The sequence below is a fragment of the Streptomyces sp. NBC_01460 genome, assembly GCF_036227405.1.
GTDB lineage: Bacteria > Actinomycetota > Actinomycetes > Streptomycetales > Streptomycetaceae > Streptomyces.
In genome coordinates, this window is record NZ_CP109473.1 from 7,975,091 (window position 1) to 7,997,885 (window position 22,795).

A 22,795-nucleotide genomic window follows, 5' to 3' on the forward strand; every position below is an offset into this window, starting at 1 on the left:
GGGGCCCAGCTCCCGTTCCGCGTCTCCCGATAGCCCTCTCGCCAACGCGCTCCTCTGCTGCCGATGACGCCCGAGTCCTGTTCGTCGCCGCTCCCACGCCTCGTTGCCCGATCTCGATCGTTTTGCGGAAGAGCGTTGGTGGCACGCCCTATTGTCGGTCTTCCAGGCACCACTGTGCGGGGCGTATGGGTGTGGGGCCGAGGGAATCCAAGGGGAGCGGGTACCACTGTGCAGGCCAAAGAGACGCTGTTCGCCGACCTCGTGCAGGGGCGGGCTCAACAGTTCCAGGTGCCGCTCTACCAGCGGACGTACTCCTGGACAGAGAAGCAGTTGGCTCAGCTGTGGAGCGACATCCTCGATCAGGTGGACCTGCTGGAGACCGGGGAGAAAGCGAGCGCGCACTTCCTCGGCTCCGTGGTGCTTGCCCCGTCCCCGCAAAACGAGGCGACGTTCCCTCGCTGGCTGGTGGTCGACGGCCAGCAGCGGCTGACCACGATCTCCCTCGCACTCGCCGCCATCCGGGACCATCTCGCCCAGAGCCGGCCGGACGAGGCCGAGCGGATTGACGAGGAATACCTGATCAACAAGCGGAAGAACGAGAACGACCGGTTCCGTCTCCTGCCCACCCAGGCCGACCGGCCGAATTACGCCGCGCACATCCGAGGCACCCACGAGGGGCAGGCGGCGGGGGACAACGTTTCTGTCGCCTACCGCTTCTTCCGCCGCAAGCTCGTCGAGGCGGAGGACCCCGCCGACCCGCAGGACGTCCTCCGGATCGAGCAGGCGATCACCTCCCGGCTCACCCTGGTCGCGGTGACCGCCGAGGCCGGTGACAACGTCCACCGCATCTTCGAGTCCCTCAACAACACCGGTCTCAAGCTCAGCCAGGCGGACCTGCTGCGCAACTACCTCTTCATGCGGCTGCCGACCCGTGGCGAACTGGTCTACGAGACGTACTGGCTGCCGCTCCAGGCAAGCCTGAGCAACAAAGAGCTCGAACAGCTCATGTGGCTGCAGCTCGTGCTTGACGGCGACGACCGGGTCCGCCGCCAGGACCTGTACGCGGCTCAGCAGCACCGTTTCGAGCAGACCGAGGTCAGGGAAGCGGACATCGAGGCGTACGTAAAAGAACTGCACCGGCGGTCTATGCACTTCCGTAAGGTGGTCCGCCCCGACGAGGAGGGCGATCCGGCCGTCCGTGCCCACCTTCGCCGACTCGACGCCTGGGAGGCCGCGGCCACGTACCCGGCGCTGATGCTGCTGCTCGACCGCCGCGAACGTGGAGAGACCGACTCGGTGGAGACGGCCCGCGCCCTGTCGTACATCGAGAGCTTTCTGGTACGCCGCACCGTGTGTCGCGTACCGCCAAACAACCTCAACCGGATCTTCCAGTCGGTTCCCGCCCAGCTTCCGCTGGACGTCCCCGTCGCCGACGGGCTGCGTCAGCTCCTCTCCGCCAGCAACCGCTACTGGCCCGACGACGACGAACTGCGCGAGAAGTGCAGGACCGCGCCCTTCTATCTGTACGGCCGGCCGGAGCAGCGCAAACTGGTCCTCCAGCGGCTGGAGGAGAGCTACGACCACCCCGAGCCTGTGGACTTCGCCGCCGCGAAACTCACCATCGAGCACGTTCTGCCGCAGTCGGCGGGCGACGACTGGCTCCAAGTTCTCGCCGAGGACGCCACCGACGGCGAGACCCCACAGGACGTGCACGCCCGACTCCAGCACACCCTGGGCAACCTGACCCTCACCGCTCAGAACTCCGAGCTCTCCAACCACCCTTTCGACCGCAAGCAGGACCTGCTGCGTAGCAGCCACCTGGAGATGAACCGCCGCATCGCCGCCACCGACCGCTGGGGCGCTCGCGAGATCGGCGCCCGTGCCGACGAGTTGGCCGAGCGGGCGCTCGCGCTGTGGCCGTCCCCGCTGCGCGGGGTGGGCCGGGCCGAGCGGAGCCGCGACTGGCAGCTCGTCCACCAGGTCCTCGCCGCCCTGCCGCACGGCACCTGGACGTCGTACGGCGACCTCGCCGCGTACATCGGCTCCGGCGCCCAGGCGGTGGGCAACCACCTTGCCCAGACCGCGGGCGTCGTGCAGGCCTACCGCGTCCTCAACGCGGAGGGCCGGATCGCCGACGGCTTTCGCTGGGCCGGCCCGCAGCCGGAGGGTGAGGACGTACGGGCGCGACTGAGCGCCGACGGCATCCACTTCACCCAGACCGGGGCCGCGGACCCCGCGCAACGCTTGACCAGCACCGACCTGGCACTGCTGCTGGCCGATCCCGACCATGAGCAGTCTTCGGAGGGCGCGGTGGCGGCGGGGCGCGACGGAGCGGAGCCAGAGGAGGAAACCCGGGCCGAGCGGTTCTTCCGCCAGCTTGCCGCGGACGACACCCCCGAGACCGTGGGCGCGGTGCGTACTCTCCTCGCCCGGTGGGAGGAGCTGGGCGGCTGGGTCGGCTATGGGGCCGGCCAAGTCACTACCAGCGCCTTCCTGATGCTGGGTGCGGCAGGTCTCCCCGGCGCCGGGATCTGGCCGCTGGTGCTCTACCCCGGTGGTGGACGCGGTGGTTCGGCGGAGGTGGTCTTCCAGTACCTCGCCACCCGCGAGCCCTTCACCGACTGCCTGCTGCGCGCGGAGCTCCTCGGCCGCGTCAACGGTTTGGACGGCGTCGACATCCCGGAGGGGAAGCTGGACTTGCGTCCCAACTTCCGGTTGGCCTTGCTGGAGAAGGACGGGAACCGCGACGCGCTCGCTGAGACTCTGACCTGGTTCCGGGACCGCTGGATCGGCCGGGACGTGTCCTGAGCTCCGACTTCGGCACCGGGACTGGTGGGCGCGCATGTTGATGTGCCGAGTATTCAGGCTGAGATGCGGAGCTCTCTCACTCAGCATTTCCTGCGTTGCCTCTCCAGGGTGAGGACGGCCTTGGCGATTGACGTCATGCGGTTGGGCCTGATTCGGAAGCTGCGGGAGACGCGCCAGGACGGATCTTGAGCAGGCCGGAGGCCTGCGCGGCCAAGAGGCCGATCACCGCGGTGGTGTAGGCGTGTGTCGTGCCGACCGAGAGCTCGACGCCAGCGGCTACCTGAGCCGGGGTGTCGTGCTTACGCAGGCGCACCAGAGCGACGAGCGCGCGTTGGCGCGGCGGGAGCTTGCAGCGGCGATCACCCTCGCGGGCGACGATGGGGGCTTAATTAACCTTGATCTCGAATGACCGTCAAAGCGGATCAAGCCCAGACCCTGGAGGTTCCCTGAATCCGAGGATCAGAGGAGGTGCCGGTTCGGCGCCTGTGCAGCGTTTGCGTACTCAGGCAGTGCAAGAACTGTGACGCCGGCGTCTTCGAGGGTCTCGGTGCCATCGGCGCCGACGACGAACGTATCGGGTTCGCTCCATGCGGTGACGACGCGGCGAAGGCCCACGTCGCGGATGAGCTGGGCGCAGGGGCGGGGTCGGGATGCCCGTCTGGCGCAGGGCTCCAGGGAGCTGTAGATCGTGGCGGTGGCGAGCCGGGCGTCCTCGGCGGGGAGCTTGGCGAGGGCCCCTTCCTCGGCATGGTCGTGGGGGTCGTTCTCACGGGAGTAGCCGCGGGCGAGTTCGGTCCCGTCGGCCGCAACGACGACTGCCCCCACGCTGAAGGCGGTTTCCGAAGGTGGGCAGAGGGCGGCCAGCTCACAGGCGAGGATGAGCCAGTTCCGGTCTGCAGTGTTGGGCTCGCGGCCGGTGCCGGGGGCGCCGGCTGAAGAGGTGGTGCTCATCGGGGCTCCGTCGAGGTGTCCTTGGGGGCGTACCTCAGGAGTACCACGTCACCGATCTGGCGGGTCTCCAGGAGCCGGAGGCGGGCGGCCGGGCCGCGGGGGTAGCTCGCGGGGCCGAGCATCCTTACCGCATCGGACTGGCCGACCAGGAGGGGGGCGATGACGAGTTGGAGTTCGTCGGCAAGAGCTGCCTCGAGGAGCTGTGTGTGGACGGTGCCGCCGCCTTCGACCATGAGCCGCTGGATGGCGTATTCGTCGCCGAGGATGTCGAGCGCGGCCGGCCATACGGCCTCGGCGGGGACGCTCTGAACGGTAGCCAGGTCACCGAGGTTGGCGCGAGCTTTCGCGGTGGCCTCGTGGCCCACGGCCAGGACGAGCTTGTCTCCGCCGTAGTGCCAGAACTTCCAGCCGGGGTCGAGGTTGCCCGTTCCTGTGATGGTGACCTTCAGCGGGTACTCCGGCTCACCGGCGGCGACCCGGGACGCCCTGTGCTCCGCCGAGTTGACGAGGAGGCGGGGGTTGTCGGCGCGGAGTGTGCCGGCGCCGACAAGGATCGCGTCGACACTGGCTCGTACGGAGTCGACGCGCTCGAAGTCCTCCTTGTTGGAGAGCAGGAGCCGGTCCTCGCCCGGGCGGGTGTCGAGGTGGCCGTCGATCGATACAGCTGCGGACAGTAGGACGTACGGGCGGGGCACGGTATCTCCAGGCAGTGTGCGTGGGTGAGTCAGGCTGGATGCAGAACGATGCGGTCGAGTGAGGCACGGAACTCGGCGACGCCGTCCTCGCCGGTGGCGGGGGCCAGTGCCTGGTCGAGCCGGTCGAGCTGTCTGAAGATGCGCGCGGATCCGGTCTCGGCGGCGATCCCGACAGCCTGCCCTCCGATTAGGGCAGCGAGGGTCACGTTGCCTGTGCCCGCGTGGGCACGTGCAGCGCGAGCGAGGTAGACACCGCGGTCCCGTCGATATGTGGGCGGGAGCACTGCGAGGGCGCTGTCGAAGCCTGATGCGGCCTGCTCATACTCGCCGAGTGCGGCGAGGGAGCGGGCTCGGGCGGTGCTGATGTACGCCGCATCGAGCCAGGAACCCCAGACGCCATCGGAGCCCGCGCGACCGAGAAGAGCAAGCGCGGTGTCGTACGCCCTGTGGGCTTCACCGCCTTCACCGAGTACGGCATGCGCGTGGGCCTCGTGCAGAACGGCGATGACTTCGAGGCGGCTCCCAGGCCGGGCGGTGCGTCGGGCGGCTGCGGCGAGGCCGAGAGCGTCGGCAGGATGACCGGTGTCGGCAGCGAGCTGGGCCTTACGGCCGAGGATGTACGCGGTGAGATCGGTGTCGCCGGTGATGTGGGAAGCGTCCAGTGCTTTAGCGGTGTGGCCGTGGGCGGTGCGCTCGTCGCCGATGTCCTGGGCGAACCAGCCCGCCAGCTCTTCGTATCGCGTCTCCAGGGCGAGGAGCTCGATGGCGTCGGCGCCACGAGCGGCTCGGCGTCTCGTGGCAAGGGAGACAAGGTGTTGTTGCAAGGCAGGCAATACGTGCCGGGGGCCGATGAGGTTGTCGGTCTGGATCATCACCCGGCGAAGCTGAGTGAAGTGCTCGAAGGGAGACCCCATGTCTGCGAGTTCGGTGGCAGCCGCCGGTGTCGCGGCCGGCACGGCTGTCGCAGCCAGGCCGGCGATCCCTGAGGCGAGAACAACGCGGCGGGGCACGGGCACGAAGAGGATCCTTCCGTGGATTCGGGCAGGGACGACGACCGTGTCCGTGTCGTCTGCAAGAGAGCCTGCCCGCACGACCGCGCTCATGGCCAGGGTCTCCGGGGCGCTGGCCCCATGGCCCTGTGTACTGGCCCCATGGGTCTCTGTCCCGGCTCTGGACACGGGCACAGAGCAATCCTGGGGAGCCTCGCGCTCCGCGCTGTCCCAGCCACGAACCAATGCGCCGGCGGCATCAAGGACATCGTCGAGAGCGATGGCTGCGTGCTTCGGGACGGGGCGCTCAGCGCGCTCGAAGCGCCCTAGATGTGAACGGTCGATCAACGCCCTGCGAGCCAGAGCCTGCTGCGACAGCTGACGGGCCTCGCGGAACTGGCGTAGCTCGTAACCCCAGCGATGCCATGGGCCGGCGTCCGGAGTCAGCTCGTTCGGCTGCTGCCCCACGCTTCCTCCTCCACCGTGGACTTTCGTTCACCCGCGGTCGATGTCAGCGACAGGGGCGGCTCTCCATGGGGCCTGCGGAGCCAGCGTGTGAGGCTCCATCTAGGGCCTGCCCACCGGGGTTCCGTACCGCTTTCATCGTCGGTACGAGCTGATCACACGGTATCCGAACGGCGCCTGGCACGGACCTGATTCACGTCAGTAGCGAACGTAGTGGTCGGTCGGACCGAACGCATTGCGCAACCGTCGGATGAGCCCTGCGCGGGCTGAGCGCAATCTAGGGGAAGGCGACCATGAAGACACGTAGAAGCCTGGGCGACATGATCGCCGTCTCCAGTCCACGGATCAGCCTGATGGGATCCCGGGACCGAACGGACACCGACACTGCTCGAACCCAGGAGTGGCACCGCAAACCCGCCCCGCTGGAGCGTCCGGCGCGCAGCGGCGAGCTCGTCCGGCTCCGTCAGCAGTTCCGTCGCGAGGCGACCGAAAGGTGCGTCCGCCGCTCCGGTGATCGCCGTCTCCGGGTGTTGGCGTACAGCTTGGTGCTTAGCAGGAGTGCCAGGCCGGATGAGGACTGGAACACCCTCCAGACCGAGGCTGAGCAGCGTGGCTACGCAATGGGAGCGAGGTTTCACGACGTAGCCGTTCCCGTGACCACGACGTGCCTCCCCGGCTCGGGTGCCGGCTGTGGCGTCTACACGCTGCCCTGGAAGCGCCCTGGTTGGGGGGAGGTCGAGCGACTGATCCGAGGCGGCTTCGCGGACGGCGTGATCGTCCTCGACCGGCACAACATCAGCTCCGATGACGACGAGTATCGCGCTGTGATCAAGGAGCTGGGTGAGCGGTACCAGGCATTCATTCACCTCGTGATCCCCGAGGAGCTGTCCGGGCCGACTTGAAGGCGACCGTTGCGGTGGATGGATGCGAAGGGCTGGGGCTGGAGACAGGCCAGCGCTCAGGTTCTTTTCGTCGTCACCGTGTTCGCAGTGCTCGTCACCGTCTACCAATCCGCCTGATCGGAGGGCCGTTTTGACGTTCGAGGGATACACCAACCAGGCAACACATTTCTTGCCGCTCCGTCAGGTGGGACTCGACCTTTGCAGTGTGCCTGCAGGTGACCCGCAGGGCGCGGCATGACCGCGATAAAGAGACCTGCGCGTGCAGTGGTCGTCTCACCCGGATCCCTGCTTCGTTGTCGAGTGGGGGGAGGGAGACCACTCACGCTCGAGGGCGACCGCACTGCCACCACCCTGGGGCGCTTGTACGGCTACAGCGCAGCAGCCATAGCGGCCTTCATGGGGCAGTGCCACATGTCCCCCTCTTCGGCCGTGCCCGAACCGTGTTCCCCCACGGCACCGTAGCTGGCCGAAGAGGGCCCAACTTCCCACCCGAGAGGACGAGCACCATGTGTGCGCACAACCCGCCGTGCCCCACGGCCATGACTCCCGACAGGGAGGCCGCGCGACCCGTCGCGCACCGCCCTGAGCAGGGCTGGAGCCTGCTGTGCAACGGAGTGCTTGTCTTCGAGGACACCGGAGAACTCCTCCCCGACGGCCGTATCGTCGCCCCTCACCGGCCGCTCGCGCTCACGGTCGGAAGCGCGGCATGACGATCACCGCAGCCGACCTGGTCGTTCCGTACATCACCGCTCGTGAAGGCGAAGAGGCGGACTCCCTCCTCAACCTGAACGTACGCATCGGTCCTGACCGGCGCCCGCGGCTCGGGTACAAGGACGAGGCAGGGCCCGACCGAGATCTCCGCGGCGTGCTGTGGGCCCGGTACTCCATGTCACTCGGCTTCGCGGGACAGCCCACCGGGAGCCCGAGGTGGCGGCTGGTGCACCCGATCCGCCAGCGCATCACGATGGCGCTCCTGCGCTGCCAGGTGTGCACGGTCCCGCTGAAGCGTAGCGACGGAATCCTCTTCGTAGAGACGGCCGACGACGGCGACGACCACACCGGGCCGGTGAAGACCGCGCAGCCGCCGGTGTGTCTGGAGCACGCCCGGATGGCGGCCCGGCGGTGCCCCCGGCTCAGGAGCAAGGGACACGTCGCCCTGCTGGCCACGCGGTTCCCGCTCTACGGCGTCATCGGCACCCCGTACCAGTACACCGCCGACGGCATCCAGCCCCTCGCCGCCTCGGACGCTCCCCTGCCCTACAACCACCCCCAGATCGGCTGGTTCCTCGCCTCTCAGCTCGTACGCGAACTGCGGGAATACGAGGTCGTCAGCCTGGACGATCTTGTGCCCGCCGCATAGACGGCTGCTCGACGGTCCTGGGCAAAGGACCGGACCGTCGGGCGGCACCCCAGAGCTTCCCGGCCCGACCATCGGACCGGGATGGCCAGAACCTGACCCCATGGCGTAGCCCCGTCGCTACGCCACGGTCCTCAGTGCGCTGGCAAGCACCACCTGTCCTACACACCAACGAATCACCTGGAGTTGTCATGACGCGAATCGTCACCAAGAGCACCGCCCAGGTCCAGGAGCCGGCGGCCGGCGGCCAGTCGGACGGGTTCGACCTGAACGTCTGCCTCCTGGAGGTGTCCGACGCGGCCGGGCTGACCGTTCTGACCGATGACGGGTGCGGCAGCTCCTGCGGTGCCTGCGTCACCTTCACCGACTGACCCTGACCGTCTGAACCCGGTCATCAGGTCATGAACCGCGGTCGGTGCTGTCGTGCTACTCGGCGCGTCGGCTCCGACCGCCCCTCCAGACGCACGAAGGGACACGTCACGTGGCTATACCCCCAACGTTCAAGGCGGGCACGACCGCCCTGGTGCGCGCAGCCGCTCGACCGTCGGTGACCCAGCTTCCCCTACCGGACTTCGACGACCGGTCCTTCCGGGCCGAGGAGTTGGAGGAGGTCACCACCGGACGCCTCGCCTGGATTCGCAGCATCTGGCACGACCCGGGCATCGCACAGGCCCTCCGCCATGCCAGTCCGGTTCTCGCCGCCGAAGTCGAGGTCCTGGAGAGTGCTAACTCCCCGTCTACCCGCGAAGTCCGCCGCGTTGGAGTGTCGGTGGCGCGCTACCTCCTGCGCGCGCTGCACCGGCCCACACCGTTCGGACTGTTCGCCGGAGTCACCACGGCCACCTTCGACGCCGAGCCCCACTCCCGCTGGGGCCAGAACCACGTGGTCGTGGCCCGCGCCGGTGCGGAGTGGGTGGGGAGGCTGATCGAGCAGTTAGAAAGGAGCGGAGAGCTGCTGCCGCTCCTGTCGGTCGTCGTCAACAACACCACCTTCGAGCGCGACGGCAGTCTCGTCGTCCCCTACCAGGACGACGGGCCGACTGGTCAGCGGCGAGCGGTCGAGGCGTCCGTCGAGCTGTCGGCGCCGGTCCGGCTTATCCTCCGCGCGGCTGACGCGCCGATCCGGATCGGGGAACTCGCCGAGAAGCTGATGGCCGAGTTCCCGGCCGTGGCCCCGGAGCGCGTCAAGCGGCTCCTCGCGGGCCTGGTGCGGCGGCGCGTGCTGATCACCAACCTCCACGCGCCGGCGACCGAGACCGACGCGCTCGGTCACCTCGTCACCCAGCTCGACGGGGTCCGTGCCGAGGACATTCGTCTCCTGGCACCCGTCGTCCGGGAGCTGCGCGCCGTCCACGCCGGGCTGGAGCAGTGCGGCACCACAGAGGGCCGGGACGCCGTAGCGACCCGGATGCGCGATCTGGTGCCGGGCCTCCGGCGTCACCCGCTCGCCCTGGACCTGTGCCTGGACGCCACCATGGTGCTCCCCGATCTGGTCGCCCGCGAGGTCGAGCGCGCCGCCACGATCCTCACCCGTCTCTGCGCCCGCCCGTACGGTACCGAGCCGTGGAACGAGTACCACCAGCGGTTCTACGAACGGTTCGGCGTCGGCACGATGGTGCCGCTGCTGGAGGTCGTCGCGGACAGCGGCATCGGCTACCCCGACGGATACCCGGGCGGGCCGACCGGAGCGAGCCGCCGGCGCCTGTCGCCGCGGGACGACGTGCTGCTCGGCCTCGCCCAGGCCGCCGCGCTCGACGGCCGCGACGAAGTCGTGCTGACCGACGAGACCGTGACCGCCCTGGAGCGGGGACCACAAGAGCCACGGGTACCGCCCCACTTGGAGGTGGGCGTGCGACTGCACGCGGCCAGCCTTGCCGATGCCCGCCGCGGTCGGTTCACCGTGGAAATGACCAGCGTGGCCCGCGGAGCGGGGGTAACCGTCGGACGCTTCCTCGGCGTCCTCCCCACTGCGCAACGCGAGCGCCTACAAGCGGAGCTGGCTGACCTGCCCACGGCCGACGCCGGCACGGTGGCCGCGCAGCTCTCCTTCCCCGCGCTGCTGCCCGACACCGCCCACGTCACCCGAGCCCCGCGTGTGCTGCCGCTGGTGATCAGCCTGCAGGAGCACCGCGCCCCCGACGCCGCGGTGCTCACGCCGGCGGATCTGGCGGTGGCGTGCGACGGGCGCCGGATGTACCTGGCTGCTCCGGACCGCGGGCTGCGCGTCGAGGCCGTCGGCATGCATGCGCTCAACCTTGCCGAGCACACCCCGCCCCTGGCGCGGCTGATCACCGAGGTGTCCCGGGCGCAGAACGCCCAGGTCACCAGGTTCGACTGGGGCGCCGCCGCAGCGATGCCGTTCCTCCCCCGCCTGCGGTACGGCCGCATCGTGCTGGTCGCGGCCCGATGGAGGCTGGAGGCCGGCGACCTCCCCAACCGCCGCTGCCCCGGCGCGGACTGGGACGCCGCGCTGTCCGGCTGGCGGGAGCGCCGACGCCTGGCGCAACACGTGCACCTCGTCCAGGACGACCGGCGCCTGCCGCTCGACCTCGATGAGCCCGGCCACCGGAGCCTGCTGCGCCAACACCTCGACCGCACCGGTACGGCGCTGCTGACGGAAGCCGCTCCGCCCGGGGCGGACGGCTGGAGCGGGGGCCGGGCCCACGAGATCGCGGTGCCCCTCAAAGCGGTCCGGCCTCCGGCCTGGCCTGCGCTGCCCACTCCGACCACCGCCCGCACGCTCTCCCCAGCCCAGATCCAGACGCCGACCGCCTCGCCGGTGCTCCTCGTGGCCCCCCGGCGCATCCATGGTTCCGTGACATCGACCTTGCCCTGCACCTTGCCGCCAGTCTTAGCCGAGACTCCCACACGAAACTGATGACTCTCTCCTTCAACATTTTCCGTTACCATCACGAACGTTCTTCCGGCTGAGGACGGGCACGACTCCGCCGGCGTTCCGGGCCCAAGCCGTCGGGCACGCGCACCGGCTGCCCGTGTCGCCCTGACCAGCGCTATGTGGCCGACCCCGTCCTGCCCCCCGAGGTCCGCCATCAGGTGTGTCCACACCAGAGGCCCCCTTACTCAGCCGCCTGCGTCGTCCCCGGACACGTTTCCACCGCCAGGACCGCCGTCGCGTCGGTGAGGGACACCCTCATCTCGCCCGTCTCCGTCTTCAGCACCACCACGCCGCGCTCGATGCGCTTGGGTTCGCCGCATTCCGTGCCCGCCGGCGTCTTCACCAGGAGTTGGGGCTTCTCCTTCCCCGGCCCGTACCAGCTGAAGGCGACGCCCGCCACCAGCAGCGCGCCGCACACCAGGGTGAGGGTCACGCCCCGGCGCAACGCCCTCAGGGCGCGGCCGGCCTCCACGTGGTCCCCGGCGTACCGGGCCGTGCTCCCGCCCGGCTCCGGGGCCAGCGACGTCGCCACGGGCATGCCGTGCGCGGCGCGCAGAAGATACAGCGCACCTACAGCGCCGCACATCAGGGACAGCAGGAGCATGCCGCCCACCAGCGCGCCGTACGGGGAGGCGAGCTTGCCGACGTCCGTACGTCCCTTGACAAGGCCGAAGCCGAGCAGACCGACGAAAAGACCGGCGAGTCCGTTGCGCCAGGCCAGCGCGGCCTCCCGGACCTTCGGCAGCTCTTCGGCCAGCGCCTGCCGTATCCGGTGGGCCGCCGCGCGGTCCGCGGCGATCGCCGGACGGCCGGGGGTGAGCCGGGGACCGGTCGTCACAGGTTCTCCAGCCTCACGTTCCAGTGGGCCCCGCAGCCCTCTTCGTCGGCCGGCCGCCCCTCGTGTTCAGTGGTGCAGGTGCACATCACCGGGATCTCCCGCGCCCGCGGGCCCCGCCGGGGACTCCGGAACGCCCGGGGCCGGTACGTGAAGGTGAAGGAGCAGCCGCAGCGGGGACAACTCCCGCTGAGAACCGTCGTCTCGTCGTCCACGCACAGCGCCTGCGCCTCCTGGATGAAGTCACGCGCGTAGTGGTCGGCGGTCGTCTCCCGGTACGACACCCGACGTCCTGCCGTCGGGTGGTCGGCGTCGGTACTGGTCGATGCGCTCTCGCCCGGCATGCCCGCCTCCTTGTGTGCGCTCGCACGGACGGAAACAGCATGCCCCCATCTCTCTCCGCCCGACACGCGATCCGGGTGTTACGCGCCCGACGCCCGGAACACGACCGCACGGTGACCGACTTCCACCTCGAGAAGGGCCCCGCCGGGCGGAGTTCGGTCGATATCCGGGTGTGGAGGTGACGGTGTCGCCGGTCCGCCACCACCGGAGCCGCGCAGTGGGCATGATGGCACCGGGAGGAACCCAAGATGAGTGACTTCGCCACCGAACCGCTGCTGGTCCGGGCCGAAGCGGTCCTGTCCCGTACGGAGGACTGCTGGGCGCCCGAGGAATCCGAGACGTACGAGGGCCTTCGCGGGGCCGGACTGGACCGGGAGATCGTGGAGATCGACACCCTCCTGGCCGAGGCGACGGCCCTGGGCGGGGCGGGCAGCGGCCGGGCCGTCGCCGGGGCGGCCGACGCGGCCCCGCCCCCTCCGCCTGACGCGAGCTCCTCGGCGGGACATCCGGCCGTGGCCCGGCTGGAGGCCCGGCTGGGTGTGCTGCTCTCGATCAGGGCCGCGCTCGGCGGAGCCGACGAGGACCGGGTCAGGGCGCAGGCCCTGCTGGCGTCGGCACGGCAGTGCGGCGTGCTGAGCGAGCCTGAGCGCCTCAAGGTGCGAAAGCACCTGATCCTGCTGCTCGCCCGCCGCTTGAGCGGGGTGTCGTCGATGTTCTCCGGCTCCCTGGACGAGGCGACCTTCACCGAGATGATGTGGGTGGGCAGACCGGGCAGTCACGGTGGCCCCGGGTACGTCGAGGACCTCCAGCTGCTCCACCGACTTGCCCTCGAAGCCGGCCTCGCCGAGAAGCTCCCGGCCCCCACCGGGGGGCTCATGGACACCCTTGCCCAGCTCACGACGCTCCGGATGGACGACGGGGAAGCGGTGGCCGAGTTCGCGGAGGCGATGCGGAAGAGCTCTGCCCATCTCCCCGCGCCGCTCCGCCATGTCATGGAGACCGCTGTCGTCATGCTGCGCGCCGGCCAGGCTTCCCCCTCCCTCGTCGACGAGCCGAATCGGTCCGAATCGCGGGAGGAGGGCAACGGCCTCGTCATTCCGGAATTCCTGGCACTGATGGAGGCGACATCGCCCCAGGCCGTGCGGGGCGAGGAGATCTCCGGAATCGTCAGCCGGCTCTCACAGCCCGGCTCGCCGCTGTCGTCCCGCATGGTCGCCGCGGTGCTCCAGATCTCGCTGGGCATGCGCACCGGGGACCGCGGACGCCTCCACAGTGCGCTGGGGCAGCTCCAGGAGGCCGCCCGTACCGGAGAGCTCGCCACCGAGGAGCAGACCGAGTGGCTCCATGTCATGGTGTCGATGCTGCTGATGCTCGCGGGCGAGACGGGTGGCAGCCTGCTGGACACGGAGGCGGCCGAAGGTCTCCTGGCGGTCCTCCCACCGTTGCCGGCCGACGGCACCAGCAGCTCGCTGCGTGTCCTCGCCGACTGTCTGCGCGTCCAGCTGCGTCTCACGGAACTGCGGGAAGCGCGGGACCTCGCCGCCACGGACCTGCTCATCGACGAGCTCCACGACCTCGACGCCGGGGCGCTTGCCGCCGACGAGATGCTGGGGGTCCTGGAATACACGCTGGGGTACGCCTATCTGTCCCGCGCCCAGATGTCCCGCTCGCACGCGGACATGCATCAGGCCGTCATGCATATGGAAACCGCGTCGGAGAGCCTCGGGGGGATCGTCGCCTTCGAGACGCTGACCGATGTGAACGCGGCCCCCGTGCACGCCTTGCACACCATGCTCGGGTCGGACCCGGAACACCTGAGGGAGGGCCTCCGGCGTACTCGTTCCGCGCTGGGAAGGCCGGGCGTCACCTTCGACTTCGAGATCAAGACGCGGACCTCCCTGGCGATCGGGCTGGACACCCTCTACCTGCGCACCGGGGCCCCTGACGCCTTGGACGAATCCATCGCCGAGCTGGAGAGTGCGTGCCGACTTCTTCCGCCCGAGGGAGCCCCGGACGCGCAGACCGTGCACTGGCTGCTCGCCTCCCGGCTGGCTGACCGGGCGACCGCCCGCCCCGGCACCCCCCAGGCCGCGGAGGACCTCCCGGGCGCCGTGTCCGCCGCCCGCCGCTCGCTGCGGGCCATCGCGGACGAGGTCCTGCTCCAGCTCGGTGTTCGTCACGGTCTGCGCGCTGCCCGTCGAGGCGCGGACCACGGCTGCACCGCAGCCTCCTGGGCGCTGGGCGCAGGACAGACGGAAGACGCGATCGACTGTCTGGAGGCGGGGCGTTCCCTGGTGCTGGCGGCGACCGCCGAGTCCAGGAGCGTCGCTGACCGGCTCGAGGCTCTGGGCGCCGGGGAGCTCGCGGCCCGGTGGCGCGAGGCTGTCTTGCCCACGGCGCCCGGCACGGGGGAAGCACCACCTCTCGAAGCTGTGTTCGCGCCGGGCGGGGACGGCCCCCGGCTCCCCGGCGATGTGCGGCGGCAGGCCCTCGACCTGCTGCGCTCGGAGCAGCGGGCGACCGACGACCTGACGCCCGCCGACAGGGTGGCCGCGCTGCGGGACGGGCTGGTCCGGGCGGACGTGGACGCCCTCGTCCATCTGCTGCCCGGCGGCGGCACGGACGACGGCGCGGTCCTTCTGGTCACGCCCGAGGGACCTGCCCGGTCCGTGCCCCTGTCCGCGCTCTCCGCCGAGGGGCGCGCACCGGTCTCCGCCTTTGTGGAGGCGCAAGCGGAACGTAAACGGGTGGACGACGACCCCAGTTCATCCCCGCAGGAGACGCGGCGCGCCGAGACACGGTGGCGGGAGGCGTTCGACGAGGTGTGCGCGTGGGCCGGGGAGGTGCTGACACCTGTACTGGACACGTTGCGCGTGTGGCCGCGGGCTCTCGCCGAATCAGGCCTGGCCCCCGCTCCGGCGGGCGACGGCCGGGCTCCCCGGGCGGTGCGGTTGGTCCTCGTGCCGTGCGGCAGCCTCGGCGTGGTGCCCTGGCCGGCGGCGGTGGTGCGTCCCCCGGCGGAGCTGGGCGGCCCCGGGGCGGTGCGGGCCCTCGAGATCGCGGTGATCACGCATGCTGCGTCGGGCCAGGAGTTCCTGCGGGCGTCGGCCCGGGCCCGCATGGCCCCCGGCGAACGTCCCGCGCTGGCCTTCCACGCTGACGACCAACTGGCCTGGGCGGAGGAGGAGATCAAGATCCTGAACGAGATCTACTATCCGCACGCCGAGGTGTACCGGGACGAAAACTCGCCCGCCACCCCGGAGACCGTCCTGTCCCTGCTCGGTGGACGTGCCGAGTCCGCCGCGTCCCTGGTCCATCTCTCCTGCCACGGCACCGCGGGACCCGATCCCACGACGTCCGCTCTCCGGTTGGCGCCCTCCCGCCCGGGCGGCTCCACGGGCGAGGAGGGGGCGGCTCCGGACTGCGACGACGCGCCGCTCACCCTCGCCACCCTGCTGGAAACCCCGCACGACGGTGAGGCCTACCGCTCGCGGGGGCCGCTCGTGGTGTGCGGTGCCTGCGAGACCGATCTCACCACTCGCGACCACGACGAGGCGCTGACCGTGACGTCCGTGCTGGTGCACCGGCTGGCGGCCGACGCCGTCGGAACGCGCTGGGGCGTGGACGACGACGAGTCCGAGATCCTGATGCTGGTGCTGCACGACCGGCTTGCCGCCGGTTCGGCACCGCCGGACGCACTGCGAGCGGCTCAGCGCTGGATGCTCGCCGACCCCGGTGCGCGGCCGCCGGTGCGGGCGCTGGAGCGGGTCCGGGCCCGGCGCTGGAACAGGGACTTCCGCCGCACCGACGTCTGGGCGGCCTTCGTCCATCACGGCAACCCCTCAGGAGGTACGGAGCAGTGACCCCGGAAGACCTGCTGGCGCTCCTGGTGACGCATCAGGAGTCTCTGGCCGCCGATCTGCACGACGAGGAGGACCGGGAGGAGGTGGCTGCCGCGCTGCGCGAGTTGCGCGACGCGGTGACGGCCGGCCGGCCGGTCTCCCCGGCCATGCGGCGACTGCGCCGGGCGCTCTCCGCGCTGCCGCCCGAGCATCCGGTGTCCGACTCGCTGGGAAGCCGCAGGTACGCGGCCGACGGCACGAAGGGCAGAGCGCTGCCGACCGCCGACGCGATCGGGACGGTGCTGAACCTGCTGGAGCCGAGGTCCGCAACAGCCGCACCTGACCCCGGGCCTGAGACATGCGCCGAACCGGCCCGGGATCCGGCGGAGTTGTTGCTGGCGGCCAGGGAGCGACTGCTCCGTGCACCCGCTCTGAGCGAGCGGGAGCACGCCGAACTCCTCATCTCGCACGGGAACCAGCCGGGCCTGATCCGACTCGCCGATCCCCGGCCCGGACGGTCCGGAGCGCGCTGTCCGCGCTTCCAGTTCCGGGCCGGCACCCTGCAGCCGCACCCTGTGGTGCTGCGCATCAACGGCCTGCTCCGCGCCGAAGTGGACCCATGGGGCGCGGCCGACTGGTGGCTGGGCGGCAACAGTTGGCTGCACGGAACTCCCGCTGACCTCCTGGGCACACTGCCCGACGAGGAGCTGGAAGGTGCGGCGCTCGAACTGGTGGAGGCGGACTGATGGCGCTGCAGGCCCCGCCCGAGGGCGTCGTCATGGAACCAATGCTCACCGTGCTCCCGGCCGGCAGCCTCATATGGCGGTGCCACAGCCATCGTTACGGCGGGGCGGAGTTCAACCCCCACCCGGCGCATGAGTACTTCAAGGGAAGCCGCTTCGACGCCACGGAGCGCGATCCCTACCCCTACCTCTACGCCGCACTGGACCCGGTGACCGCGCTGGCCGAGGTCTTCCTGCGGTCCGTGGAGTTCGACAGCGGGTCGGGGGTCCGGCTGATTCCGTGGGCGCAGGCCTCCATGTACCGGCTTTCCGCGCTGCGCACCACCGAGGACGTCACGCTCCTCGACCTGACGACGGCCGAGGGTCTGGCGTCGGTGTGGCAGGACGAATGGCTGATCGACTGCGAGGAACGCGAGTACGACAAGACGCGGTACTGGGTCCAGGTGATGCGCCGGCACTGCACCGCCGCGCAGGGACTGCGGTGGACGTCCAAGAGGTGCCGGCCCCGTGCCGCCGTGCAGTTCTTCGGCGACCGGGGTGCGCCGTGCCCGGCGGACCGGGAGCCGGAGGAGAGCTGGCGGCTGGACTCCCCGGAAGGTCTGGAGAGGGCCAACCGGCTCCTGAGCCCCTTGCGGTCGGTGATCTCCGCACCCCTGAACTGACCTGCGGCATGGTGAGAGCCCGCTGCTCCAGCCCTTCGCAAGGGCTGGAGCAGCGGGCTCCGTGACGTGGGCGGGCGTACGCGGCCCCAGGTCAGGCGGAGACCTCGCTGCGGGTCATCGGGAGGAGGGGCCACTTCTGGGACAGCCGCATCGCCGCCTCCGTCACCGCCGGCTCCTTGGCCGTCATGAGGAACCCGTCGAGGTAGCGGTGGGCCGCCGCCTCGTGGAATTCACGGGCGGCCCGCACCCTGTCCTCCGCCGCGGCCCTGCGCTCCTCGCGCCGGGCGTCGGCCGTGTCCGCGGTGACGCGTCGGCGCTCCGCCTCGACCAGGCTGAGTTCCCGCCGTCGTACCAGCTCGCCGCGGCGTTCGATCGCAGTGCGGTAGGCGTCCAGGTGCGGGTGCTCCTTGCACAGCGCGAGCAGGAAACCGATGCCTCCGGAAAGGACGAGGAGGGCGACGAACAGCCAGGTCACCGTCCACGGTTCCAGGTCCAGCCGCTCGATCAGACTGCCGGCGGCGGTGTCCGTGTCGGCGGGGCGGAACCCGTCGGAGGCAGGCGCGGGCTCCTCGGTCTGCATGACGTACTTGGCGCGGACGACGCCGAGCACGCCGGTCAGGAAGACCCAGACACCCAGCAAGGACAGCGCCGGGAACCAGACTGCCCGGAACGAGCCCGTCTCCGGTCCTCGTCGCAGTACCAGACCAGCCAGGTGAGGCAGCATCACCATCACGACTGCCGTGCCCACCGCGAGCACACCGGTCTGCAGGTCCACATTGACGTTGCCGACGCCGTGGAACGGCTGGTAGGCCACCCAGTAGATGGGCAGCTCGACCGCGAGGATGAGGCCCAACAGACTCCACCTCATCCAGTCCGGGACGGCGGGCCGCTTGTGGAGCCCTTCCCACGCGCGGGCCAGCCCGGTGCCCGTCGACGCCCCGGTCCGGCGCGGCGCCGGAGCCGCAGGGGTGGGGGAGGGCTGTCCCACGTTCACCCACTGCTGGTCACCGGCGTCCGGGGCCCCCCGGGCGCCGGATGTCTCGCCGTCCTCGCCGTCCGTCCCCTCGGCCGGGCCCCGGCCCTGGGGGGCCTGCCCTTCGCGGCCCTCCAGCGCCCTTCTCTCCACGCGTTCGCGCAGTGAGTCACGGAAGCGGTTCCAGGCGGTCGAGCGCATAGCCAGCAGGTCGAGCTGACGGGTGGTGGTGGCGATCTGTTCGTCGGTCCTGGCCACTTCCCTGTCGATCAGCTCCACCTCGGCCCGAAGCCGCGCGGTCTCGGCGAGGGCATGCGCGTCGTCGTATCGCGCCTGTTCCTCGGCGTGGTGCGCCTCCTCACCGAAGCGCCGGATGACCCGGTCCCGCAGCGACGCCAGTTCGGCGAAGAACGGAATCCGGTCGTCGCTCTGCAGCACCAGTGCGTCCAGCGCCCCGCTGCGGGCGGCGGCGGCGCCGCGGTGTTCGGCGTCGTCCAGGAAGCGTCGCTCGGCCCGGATGTCCAGCACCGCCGGGCCGACGGGGACCGGCCGGGTACCGTCCCGCCGCCCCCTGGACACTCCCCGCCGCCGGGAGCCCTGGCCGTCGGTCCGCTGAGCGGACCGGCGCCACCGGCTCGGCCGGGGCGGTTCACCTGTAGTCGTCGTGGACATGGGCCTGCGCCCTCCCTTCCAGCATCTCGGCCCAGAAGGCCTCGAAGTTCTCGCTCTCGCTGGGCTTGCCGTTGTATTGCATGCCGAGGCCGACCGGGTAGACATGCATGCCCTTGAGCCCGGGGAGGCCCCGCTGTTTCACCAGGGTGTCGAGGGCCGTCTCCCGCTTCTGCGCGGTCGACAGGTCGGCCCGGGAGATCTTGAACTCCTTGTCGGCCTGGGCGAAGTCGCTGACGACCAGCAGCTTGGCGTCCGGCCCGTCCCCGGGCATGGTCTCGCTGATGCGGTCCAGCGCCCCCCAGACATCCGACCCGTTCTGAGCTCGTGCGCACTCCAGTTCCTCGAGCGCCTTCCTGCCGGCGACGCCTCGGGACTTGGCGCGTGCGCTGTCCTGGTCGGTGGTCTCGCTGCCGGGCGGGTCGAGATCGACGTCCGACACCTGGCAGGACGAGGCTTTGGAGGAGCGGGTGATGGGTGCGAACTCCACCGTGCCGCACTCCTGTTCTTCGAGGAACGGCATGAGGCTGTTCTTGAGCTTCGCTTCCGCGTCGAACCCCTTCTCGGTCGCTGAACCGGACCCGGATCCGTCGATGACGACACCGCACGGGGTGGTGAGCGGGTCGGGCTGTGAGGTGCAAGAGGCCAGCGCGGCCAGCAGCCCTAGCGCCGGGGCCACAGCGGCCACGCGGCGGAGTCCGGGCGCCCGCCGGCCGTCAGGGACTGAGCGATGCACGGTTCTCTCCTTTCCAGGAGTTGCAGATGTTCCAGGTGTTCCACGGACCTCAGGGACCAGGTGGTACATGGTCATCGGCCTTCCCCTAGGCACGCCGGCCGGCGGCGGCGCCCGGCTGCTGGGTCCGCAGGATGGCAAGCGCCTGGACCACCGGCGGACCGGCCTCGTCCCGGCCGCGCTCCGCGTACCAGGAGTCCGAGTCCAGCCAGTCGTCGATCCGGTGCCACGCCGGGTCCAGCGCCATCGTGCCCGGCAGCCATCCGGCCGGGCGGAGTTCGTCCATCCGCGGCTCGGTGTCCGCAGCCGTGCGGCGGCGTCCCCGCTGCCAGGCCGCGTCCCAGTAGCAGGCCAGCAACTGGTTTCCCTCGTCGACGAGTTCCTGTGCCCTTGTGCGCTGGACGCCGGCCGCAGTGTGCCACTCGGCCACCATCCGGCCGTAGCGGGCCAGCGCGGCCGGGGCCGGCCGGCCCCGTTTCGTGTACTGGGTGACGACGCGGACCGATTCCGAGTGGATCGTCGCGACCAGTCCGCTCCGGCTGTGCAGCAGTCGCCGGAGCAGCTGCGAGCAGCCGCGCTCCACCTCGTTCCTGATCCCGACCACGTAGGGCGGCAGCGCCAGGTCCGCCGGGGCGCTGCCGGTGCGGGCGTCGGTCATGAGGGACACCAGATCCGCCGCATCGCGTCCTCCATGGAACCGGGCGCCGGTCCTGGAGAAGAATCCGAGCTTCGCCCTGCGAGGACGGCCCCCCGTTCGACCGGAGAAGTTCGTCATGGAACAGCCTCCAATTTCCGTCCGCGTGGCTCCCCGAGGGAGATCCACGCATCGAGAGAGTAGCTGAATATCGGAGCGGAACGGGGCTGGTTCCAGGCGGAATTGATCATTCCCCGGCAGGTATCCGAAAAACGCCCGGAGGTCGCCCGGGCAACGGCCGAAGCATGGTGAGAGCGCGGTTGCGCGGGCGGAGTCCGGCCGCCGATACTGCTTTCCGGTGTGACGGAGGGGAGTTCATGAAAGTCCGGATCAGCGGTACGCATTTCCCCCTGGGGACCCTCGGGCCGGGACAACGCCTCGGTATGTGGTTCCAGGGCTGCGGACTGGCCTGTCCGGGCTGCATGTCCCGGCACACCTGGGCTCCCGAGGGGGGAACCGCCGAGGACGTCTCCGGTCTGCTGCGGATGTGGGAGGGGGCTCTGGGCAGGGGGGCCGAGGGGCTCACCGTGAGTGGCGGTGAGCCCCTCGACCAGGCGGACGCGCTGACCGAACTGCTGCTCGGCGCCGCCCGGATCAGGGACCGGGCCGGCGGCGGGGCGGAAGGAGCCGACCTGCTGGTGTACACCGGGTATGAGCCGGACGAACTCACGGCCGCGAGACGCCAGGCGTTGCGCGGCGCCGACGCGGTGATAACCGGCCGGTTCCGGGTGGAGAGGCCGACCCGACTGGTCTGGCGTGGCTCGGCCAACCAGCGTCTGCGCCCGCTGACGCCCCGGGGCGAGACCCGGTACGCCCCTCACCTGGCGCGGGAGAGCACGGGCGGCAGGCTCCAGGCGGTGGTGGAACCGGGGCCGCCCGCCGGTGTGCGGTTCCACGGCGTGCCGCTGCGCGGCGAGCTCAGGGCCGTGGAGCAGGGACTGCGAGAGGCCGGCGTGACGCTCAGGGAGCCGAGTTGGCGTCCCTGAGGAGTTCCGCGAACTCGCGCTTGTGGGTCACCAGCAGCACAGACCAGCTCGGGTCCCGCCGCAGCTCCCCGCGGACCGCCCCGAGTAGCTGTGCCGCGGCGTCGCCGGGTGGGAGGCCGCCGCGCCCGGCGCCCAGCAGCGGGAAGCAGATGCTGGTCAGCGGGAGCGCGAGCGACTGCCGTTCGGCACGTGCCAGTTCGAAGCACCCCCGGACCGCGTCGGTCACGGTGCCGGGGGCGACGTGGTAGCGGTTGCCGTGGTCCACGGGGGTGGCCACGGCAGCGTGGTAGACGCGCCGGATGCCCTGCCGGGAGAGGGCTCCGGCAGAGGTGGGCACCACCGTGCCCGGCTGTACGCCGAGGCCGGTCCGACGGTTGGCGTGCAGCCAGACCGCCAGTTCGCGGGCGAGGACGTCGTCCACCACCTCGCCGTTCGAGCGTTCGGCGGCTGCTCGCCGCAGGACGCCGGAGACGGTCGGCCGGAAGGACTTGGACATCTCCAGGTAGACGTTCTCGGAGGAGACCAGGATGTCCGTGTCCCGTATCCGTTCGATGGGGGTCAGTCGGATCGCGACGCTGCCCAGCACCGGACGGGAGGCGGACGGCACCGGCCTGAGGCCACCCGGCACCGGTCCACCGAGGGGCGTGGTGACCGCGGTCCGCGGCTCCGGCCGGGCGCGGTCAGGGGCGCCGGCCCCGCCGTCACCGACCGCGCCGGACCGGCCGGACCTCGCCAGGGCGAGCACCGCCGAGGCCAGGCCGTCGAGCACTTCGCGCTCCTGGCTCTTACGGAAGCGCTCCGTGCTCACCCCGTACACGCCCGCCGCGGCCTTGCGGCGGTCCGCGGCGGCCACGCCGCGACGGAAGACGAAGAGACCGAAGGAGTGTGCGGCGGCACGGGCCAGCGGATCGCAGTCGTCCGCGTCCCGCAGTTCGCCGCCGCCCAGACGTCGCGCCGCGGACCCGAGCAGGTCCTCTATGCCTTCGAGTTCGTCGTCGGCGTCCGCGCAGAAGCCGGCCGCCACGGCGGCCGCGCGCAGACCGTCCCGGGAGCAGCGCCGCAGCCGCGGAAACCCGAGTCGTCTCAGGCACCTCAACTCCTCGATGAGCTCCTGATGCGAAGGCAATGCGTCCATGGGCTGCATGGTAAACCCGCCCCTTCCGGACTGGAAAATAAGATTATCCGAAAATGGCGTTGCGGTAAGGGTGAAGAACTTGATGATCCACTCAGCCACTGCCCCCAGAACCCGTCCC

16 protein-coding genes and 3 pseudogenes are annotated in these 22,795 nt (G+C 70.7%); 10 read left to right on the forward strand and 9 right to left on the reverse strand.

The window, feature by feature from the left end; all coding sequences use genetic code 11:
- Positions 1-228 precede the first annotated feature (228 nt).
- Positions 229-2,808: a GmrSD restriction endonuclease domain-containing protein gene (locus OG488_RS35570; protein ID WP_329236845.1), complete on the forward strand. Its 2,580-nt coding sequence runs from the start codon at positions 229-231 to the stop codon at positions 2,806-2,808.
- Positions 2,809-2,992: 184 nt separating this feature from the next.
- Here OG488_RS35570 and OG488_RS35575 read toward each other — a convergent pair.
- The 3 genes and pseudogenes from OG488_RS35575 to OG488_RS35585 all read right to left on the reverse strand — a co-directional run.
- A pseudogene (locus OG488_RS35575) lies at positions 2,993-3,187 on the reverse strand (helix-turn-helix domain-containing protein); the annotation flags it as partial.
- Between the two features lie 80 nt (positions 3,188-3,267).
- Positions 3,268-4,454 (reverse strand): annotated as a pseudogene (locus OG488_RS35580) (dihydrofolate reductase family protein).
- Between the two features lie 29 nt (positions 4,455-4,483).
- Positions 4,484-5,911: a helix-turn-helix domain-containing protein gene (locus OG488_RS35585; protein ID WP_329236848.1), complete on the reverse strand. Its 1,428-nt coding sequence runs from the start codon at positions 5,909-5,911 to the stop codon at positions 4,484-4,486.
- Between the two features lie 290 nt (positions 5,912-6,201).
- On the opposite strand from OG488_RS35585, the gene OG488_RS35590 reads away from it, so the two are divergent.
- From OG488_RS35590 to OG488_RS35610, 5 genes and pseudogenes are all read left to right on the forward strand, one after another.
- Positions 6,202-6,810: a hypothetical protein gene (locus OG488_RS35590; RefSeq protein WP_329236851.1), complete on the forward strand. Its 609-nt coding sequence runs from the start codon at positions 6,202-6,204 to the stop codon at positions 6,808-6,810.
- A 506-nt stretch (positions 6,811-7,316) separates the two neighbouring features.
- Positions 7,317-7,520: a DUF5999 family protein gene (locus tag OG488_RS35595; RefSeq protein ID WP_329236853.1), complete on the forward strand. Its 204-nt coding sequence runs from the start codon at positions 7,317-7,319 to the stop codon at positions 7,518-7,520.
- The gene (locus OG488_RS35600) at positions 7,517-8,170 is read left to right on the forward strand and encodes a hypothetical protein (protein WP_329236856.1); all 654 of its coding nucleotides are present in this window, start codon (positions 7,517-7,519) and stop codon (positions 8,168-8,170) included. Before OG488_RS35595 ends, OG488_RS35600 begins: the two co-directional genes overlap by 4 nt.
- Before the next feature lie 188 nt (positions 8,171-8,358).
- Entirely contained in the window at positions 8,359-8,538 is a 180-nt protein-coding gene (fxlA, locus tag OG488_RS35605; RefSeq protein ID WP_329236859.1) for an FxLD family lanthipeptide, read from the forward strand.
- Positions 8,539-8,810: 272 nt separating this feature from the next.
- A pseudogene (locus OG488_RS35610) lies at positions 8,811-10,970 on the forward strand (lantibiotic dehydratase family protein); the annotation flags it as partial.
- 274 nt (positions 10,971-11,244) lie between these two features.
- On the opposite strand, the gene OG488_RS35615 reads toward OG488_RS35610, so the two are convergent.
- Both OG488_RS35615 and OG488_RS35620 read right to left on the reverse strand, forming a co-directional pair.
- Positions 11,245-11,901: a hypothetical protein gene (locus OG488_RS35615; RefSeq protein WP_329236864.1), complete on the reverse strand. Its 657-nt coding sequence runs from the start codon at positions 11,899-11,901 to the stop codon at positions 11,245-11,247.
- Positions 11,898-12,242 carry a hypothetical protein gene (locus OG488_RS35620; protein WP_329236867.1) on the reverse strand — a complete coding sequence of 115 codons (345 nt, stop codon included), beginning with the start codon at positions 12,240-12,242 and terminating at the stop codon, positions 11,898-11,900. Before OG488_RS35620 ends, OG488_RS35615 begins: the two co-directional genes overlap by 4 nt.
- Positions 12,243-12,488: 246 nt before the next feature.
- On the opposite strand from OG488_RS35620, the gene OG488_RS35625 reads away from it, so the two are divergent.
- Genes OG488_RS35625 through OG488_RS35635 form a run of 3 tightly spaced genes read left to right on the forward strand, consistent with a single transcriptional unit; the run spans position 12,489 to position 17,487 of the window.
- Positions 12,489-16,103: a CHAT domain-containing protein gene (locus OG488_RS35625; RefSeq protein WP_329236870.1), complete on the forward strand. Its 3,615-nt coding sequence runs from the start codon at positions 12,489-12,491 to the stop codon at positions 16,101-16,103.
- Positions 16,100-16,828: a hypothetical protein gene (locus OG488_RS35630; protein ID WP_329236871.1), complete on the forward strand. Its 729-nt coding sequence runs from the start codon at positions 16,100-16,102 to the stop codon at positions 16,826-16,828. Before OG488_RS35625 ends, OG488_RS35630 begins: the two co-directional genes overlap by 4 nt.
- Positions 16,828-17,487: an RES family NAD+ phosphorylase gene (locus tag OG488_RS35635; RefSeq protein WP_329236874.1), complete on the forward strand. Its 660-nt coding sequence runs from the start codon at positions 16,828-16,830 to the stop codon at positions 17,485-17,487. The genes OG488_RS35630 and OG488_RS35635 overlap by 1 nt, the downstream gene beginning before the upstream one ends.
- A 91-nt stretch (positions 17,488-17,578) precedes the next feature.
- Here the strand turns inward: OG488_RS35635 and OG488_RS35640 are convergent, their stop codons facing one another.
- From OG488_RS35640 to OG488_RS35650, 3 genes are all read right to left on the reverse strand, one after another.
- Complete coding sequence (locus OG488_RS35640) at positions 17,579-19,132, reverse strand: hypothetical protein (RefSeq protein ID WP_329236876.1); 1,554 nt, start codon at positions 19,130-19,132, stop codon at positions 17,579-17,581.
- Positions 19,110-19,865, reverse strand: a complete 756-nt coding sequence (locus OG488_RS35645) for a hypothetical protein (RefSeq protein ID WP_329236879.1) — start codon at positions 19,863-19,865, stop codon at positions 19,110-19,112. Before OG488_RS35645 ends, OG488_RS35640 begins: the two co-directional genes overlap by 23 nt.
- A gap of 85 nt (positions 19,866-19,950) precedes the next feature.
- Positions 19,951-20,520, reverse strand: coding sequence for a hypothetical protein (locus OG488_RS35650; protein ID WP_329236882.1), 570 nt, complete (start codon positions 20,518-20,520; stop codon positions 19,951-19,953).
- 353 nt (positions 20,521-20,873) lie between these two features.
- Between OG488_RS35650 and OG488_RS35655 the strand changes: the two genes are divergently transcribed.
- Complete coding sequence (locus tag OG488_RS35655; protein WP_329236885.1) at positions 20,874-21,542, forward strand: 4Fe-4S single cluster domain-containing protein; 669 nt, start codon at positions 20,874-20,876, stop codon at positions 21,540-21,542.
- Here the strand turns inward: OG488_RS35655 and OG488_RS35660 are convergent.
- Positions 21,517-22,677: a macro domain-containing protein gene (locus tag OG488_RS35660; RefSeq protein ID WP_329236888.1), complete on the reverse strand. Its 1,161-nt coding sequence runs from the start codon at positions 22,675-22,677 to the stop codon at positions 21,517-21,519. The genes OG488_RS35655 and OG488_RS35660 overlap by 26 nt on opposite strands.
- Positions 22,678-22,795: the final 118 nt, after the last annotated feature.

Excerpts from the sequence above, each read along its gene's own strand:
- OG488_RS35590 (WP_329236851.1), top strand. The coding sequence starts at position 6,202 with ATGAAGACACGTAGAAGCCTGGGCGACATGATCGCCGTCTCCAGTCCA.
- OG488_RS35595 (WP_329236853.1), top strand. The coding sequence starts at position 7,317 with ATGTGTGCGCACAACCCGCCGTGCCCCACGGCCATGACTCCCGACAGG.
- OG488_RS35600 (WP_329236856.1), top strand. The coding sequence starts at position 7,517 with ATGACGATCACCGCAGCCGACCTGGTCGTTCCGTACATCACCGCTCGT.
- fxlA (WP_329236859.1), top strand. The coding sequence starts at position 8,359 with ATGACGCGAATCGTCACCAAGAGCACCGCCCAGGTCCAGGAGCCGGCG.
- OG488_RS35620 (WP_329236867.1), bottom strand. The coding sequence starts at position 12,242 with ATGCCGGGCGAGAGCGCATCGACCAGTACCGACGCCGACCACCCGACG.
- OG488_RS35625 (WP_329236870.1), top strand. The coding sequence starts at position 12,489 with ATGAGTGACTTCGCCACCGAACCGCTGCTGGTCCGGGCCGAAGCGGTC.
- OG488_RS35635 (WP_329236874.1), top strand. The coding sequence starts at position 16,828 with ATGGCGCTGCAGGCCCCGCCCGAGGGCGTCGTCATGGAACCAATGCTC.
- OG488_RS35640 (WP_329236876.1), bottom strand. The coding sequence starts at position 19,132 with ATGTCCACGACGACTACAGGTGAACCGCCCCGGCCGAGCCGGTGGCGC.
- OG488_RS35650 (WP_329236882.1), bottom strand. The coding sequence starts at position 20,520 with ATGACCGACGCCCGCACCGGCAGCGCCCCGGCGGACCTGGCGCTGCCG.
- OG488_RS35655 (WP_329236885.1), top strand. The coding sequence starts at position 20,874 with ATGAAAGTCCGGATCAGCGGTACGCATTTCCCCCTGGGGACCCTCGGG.
- OG488_RS35660 (WP_329236888.1), bottom strand. The coding sequence starts at position 22,677 with ATGGACGCATTGCCTTCGCATCAGGAGCTCATCGAGGAGTTGAGGTGC.